General features: G+C 72.3%; 5 protein-coding genes. All 5 read left to right on the forward strand.

What is annotated here, in order from left to right; translation table 11 throughout:
• The coding region (locus Q4F04_RS11395; protein WP_303369947.1) for an acyl-CoA dehydrogenase family protein at positions 1 to 186 on the forward strand (186 nt) is incomplete at its 5' end.
• A gap of 16 nt (positions 187 to 202) precedes the next feature.
• Positions 203 to 1,201, forward strand: coding sequence for an acyl-CoA dehydrogenase family protein (locus tag Q4F04_RS11400; RefSeq protein ID WP_303369948.1), 999 nt, complete (start codon positions 203 to 205; stop codon positions 1,199 to 1,201).
• The gene (locus tag Q4F04_RS11405; protein ID WP_303369949.1) at positions 1,198 to 1,632 is read left to right on the forward strand and encodes a PaaI family thioesterase; all 435 of its coding nucleotides are present in this window, start codon (positions 1,198 to 1,200) and stop codon (positions 1,630 to 1,632) included. Before Q4F04_RS11400 ends, Q4F04_RS11405 begins: the two co-directional genes overlap by 4 nt.
• Positions 1,629 to 2,456, forward strand: a complete 828-nt coding sequence (locus Q4F04_RS11410; RefSeq protein WP_303369950.1) for an oxepin-CoA hydrolase, alternative type — start codon at positions 1,629 to 1,631, stop codon at positions 2,454 to 2,456. The genes Q4F04_RS11405 and Q4F04_RS11410 overlap by 4 nt, the downstream gene beginning before the upstream one ends.
• Positions 2,453 to 3,973, forward strand: a complete 1,521-nt coding sequence (locus tag Q4F04_RS11415; RefSeq protein ID WP_368660722.1) for a class I adenylate-forming enzyme family protein — start codon at positions 2,453 to 2,455, stop codon at positions 3,971 to 3,973. The genes Q4F04_RS11410 and Q4F04_RS11415 overlap by 4 nt, the downstream gene beginning before the upstream one ends.
• Positions 3,974 to 4,024 lie beyond the last annotated feature (51 nt).

Consider the following 4,024-nt stretch of genomic DNA (forward strand, 5'->3'; position numbering starts at 1 on the left):
GTCGGCCCCTGGGCGCTGGCCTTCCCGTCCGAGGCGCTGGAGGGCGCGAATGACGACGCACCCCCCGGCCCGGCCGAGGCTGCGGCGGCGACCCGCGCCTATCTGAACAACCGCAAGCTGTCGATCTACGGCGGCTCGAACGAAATCCAGCGCGGGATCATCGCGAAATCCCTGCTGGGACTTTGAGGGGGGGGGAGGCGTCATGGATTTCGGCTTCACCGAGGAACAGACCATGCTGGGCGAAAGCCTGGCGCGCACGCTGGAACGCGGCCCGGACAGCGCCGCCCTGTTCGACCTGGGAACGGGCGCTGCCCTGATGACCGAGGAGGCCGGCGGCTTCGGCGGCACCGGGCCGGACATCCTGATGGTGTTCCGCACGCTCGGCCGGGCGGCTGCCGTCACGCCGCTGCTGGACAGCGTGGTGCTGGGCGCGGGCATCCTGGCCGCCGCGGGCGAGGCCGGACTGGCCGAAGCCGCCGCCAGTGGCGAGGCCCGCGTCGCGGTCGCGCTGGACGAACCCGGCCAGCGCTATGACGGCACCGTGGCGACCCGCACCCAGAGCGACCGGCTGACCGGCGAGAAGTCGGTCGTGCCGGGGGCCGAGGATGCGACCCACCTGATCGTGCGGGCCACGGACGGGTTGTGGCTGGTCGAGGCCGGGGCCGAGGGGCTGGCCCTGCGCGGCTATGCCCTGATGGACGGCGGCCGCGCGGCCGAGGTCACGCTGAAGGACACCCCTGCCCGCCGGATCGGGGACGCATCCCTGCTGGAGCGGCCGCTTGCCGCCGCGATCCTCGCCGTCTGCGCAGACGCCCTTGGGGTGATGGAAAAGGCGGTCGAGCTGACGACCGGCTACCTCAAGACGCGCAAGCAGTTCGGCCGCCCGATCGGGTCCTTCCAGGCGGTCCAGCACCGCATGGCCGACCTGCTGACCGAGGTCGAGCAGGCGCGCTCGGCCGTCTGGAACCTTGCCGGGAACCTCGACGCCCCCGACCGCGACCGCCATGCCGCGGCCACCAAGTCGCTGGTGGGCCGGGTCGCGCTGCAGGTGGCCGAGGAAACGATCCAGTTGCACGGCGGCATCGGCATGACCGAGGAATACGAACTCGCCCCCCTCGCCCGCCGCCTGCTGGCCGCCGACGCCCGCTTCGGCGACAGCGACCATCACCTCGAACGCTTCATCGCGGTCAGCGCCGCATGAGCGGCGGGGCCATCATCAAGGCCGAGACGGGGGCGCAGCGCATGGTCGGCTACACGCTAGACGTGGGCCGGCCCGACCGGCGCGCCCGCTGCCGGCTGGTCCTGGACGAACGCCACACGAACCGCCACGGCGTGCTGCATGGCGGGATCGCGGGGATGCTGCTGGACAGCGCCGCCGGCGCCACGGCCAGCCTGACCGTGGACGACAGCGGCCGCCAGCCGTTCCTCACGATCTCGCTGAACATCGACTTCGTGGGACCCGCCCGGAAGGGCGGCGTCACCGCAACCGGACGCGTGGTCGGCGGCGGGCGCAGCCTGCTTTTCGTCGCGGCCGATCTGGTCCATGACGACGGCACCCTGATCGCGACGGCAAGCGGGGTCTTCAAGCGCGTGCCCGGCGGGGGGGCCGGCGATTCCGGGGACGGGCCATGACCGCCGGGGATGCCAGGGCCCATGTCGAGGACTGCGGCGATCACCTGCGGGTGACGCTGTCGAACCCCGGCCGCCGCAATGCGCTGGCGCCTTCGATGTATGTCAGCCTGCGCGACGCGCTGGACCGGGCGGCGGCCGAGGATCGGCTGGGCGCCGTGGTTCTGACCGGCGCGGACGGATATTTCTGCGCGGGCGGCGACCTGAACGCGCTGGCGACCCGCGCCGCGATCAGCCGGGACGAGCGGCGCGCCTTGATCGAGGATTTGCATGCCACCATCCGCGCGATCCGCGCCTGTCCGCGCCCCGTCATCGCCGCCGTCGAAGGCGGTGCGGCCGGGGCCGGGCTGTCGATCGCGCTGGCCTGCGACCTGCTGGTGGCGGCCGAGGACGCGAGCTTCGCCGCCGCCTATGTCCGCGTGGGGCTGGTGCCGGACGGCGGGCTGACCGCTTCGCTGGCGCGCAGGGTGCCGGCGGGCTTCGCGGCCCGGATGTGCCTGACGGGCGATCCGGTCTCGGCCGCCACCCTCGCGGGCATGGGCGTGGTGACGGACCTCGTGGCGCCCGGACAGGCGCTCGCCCGCGCCGCCGGGCTGGCCGCGCGGATGGCGCAGGGTCCCGCCGCGGCCCAGGGCACGATCAAGCGGCTTCTGGCCGCTGCCCGCGACGGCGATTTCGATGCCCAGCTCGACCGCGAGGGTGATGCCATGGCCGACGCGCTGGCCGGACCCGAGGCCGCCGCGGGCCTGAAAGCCCGCCTGAACCGCGCCGCGCCGGACTTCGGCCGCGGCAGTTCCGGCGCCGAGAAGGAGGAAACCCGCCGATGACCATGACCCGCATCCACGATCCGCTTGCCAGCCAGCGCAGCACGCGCCCGGATGCGCCCGCGCTGCGCGATCACGACGGCAGAACCTTCACCTACGCCGAACTGTCCGCCGCCGTGGATGTGCTGGCCGCCGAACTGAAGGGGCGGGACCTGCGGCCGGGCGACCGCCTGCTGATCCTGGCGGAAAACTGCGCCGCGCTGGTGGGGCTGATCATGGCGGCCTCGCGGCTGGATGCGGTGGCCGTGCCCGTCAACGCCCGCATGACCGACCATGAACTGCACCGCATCGCGGACCATGCCGACCCGCGGCTGACGGTCTATCTGTCCAATGTCTCGCCGCAGGCGGGCACCCATGCCGGGATCGCCGGGGCCACGGCGTGGGACACGCCCATGGGCAGTCTGGCGATCGCCGGGCCGCGCCCTTCCGCGACCCCCGAGCCTGTGGTGGCGGGTTCCGGGCAGACGGCCGTGATCCTTTACACGACCGGATCGACCGGCACGCCCAAGGGGGTGATGCTCAGCCATGCCAACCTGCTGTTCGGCGGGCAGACCTCGGCCCGGATGCGCGAGATCACGTCCGATGACCTGATCCTGGGCGTGCTGCCGATGACCCATGTCTTCGGCCTGACCTCGATGATGATCGCCAGTACCGTCGCGGGGGCCGAGCTGTGGCTCTTCCCGCGCTTTTCGGCCCCGGCCGTGGTCGAGGCCCTGCAGGCGGGCGTCAGCGTCCTGCCGGCGGTCCCGCAGATGCACGCGCTGATCATGGAGGAGGCGGGGAAAAGCGGCGTCGGCCGCCTGCCGCCGGGACGGCTGCGCTATGTGTCGTCCGGGGCGGCGCCCCTTGATCCCGACTGGAAGCGGCGGGCCGAGGCCTTCTATGGCGTGGCGCTGCAGAACGGCTACGGCCTGACCGAGACGACCGCGGGCGTCACCCTGACCACCAATCCGCCGGGCGTGCCCGATGTCAGCGTGGGCCCTGCCCTGCCCGGCGTCGATCTGCGCCTGCGGAACGCGGGCGCAGATGGCGTGGGCGAGATCCAGACCCGCGGCCCGCATGTGATGCCCGGCTATTTCCGCAACCCCGAGGCCACCGCCGCCGCCTTCGACGCCGAGGGGTTCCTTTGCACCGGCGATCTGGGCCGCATCGACGTGGACGGCAACCTGCATATCGCCGGGCGCGCGCGCGAGCTGATCATCCGGGGCGGCTTCAACGTCTATCCGCCCGAGGTCGAGGCGGCGCTGAACGACCATCCCCGCGTGATCCAGACCGCCGTGATCGGCCGCAAGGTCGAGGGCGGCAACGAGGAAGTCCTGGCCTTCTGCCAGACCGACGATCCCGCCGGGCTGAGCGAAAGGGACCTGCGCGAGCATGTGGCCCTTCGCCTTTCGCCCTACAAGCGGCCCACGCGCATCATCGTGACGACGGCGCTGCCGACCTCGCCGAACGGCAAGGTTCTCAAGCAGAAGCTGATCGAGACGTTCCGCGATGCGCTCGACACGCAGGAGGAAGGATGAGCACGATCGAACGCGAATCGATGGACTTCGACGTTGTGATCGTCGGGGCGG

Origin of the sequence: Paracoccus sp. (in: a-proteobacteria) (genome assembly GCF_030536915.1) — a bacterium.
In the GTDB taxonomy this organism is placed as follows: Bacteria; Pseudomonadota; Alphaproteobacteria; order Rhodobacterales; family Rhodobacteraceae; genus Paracoccus.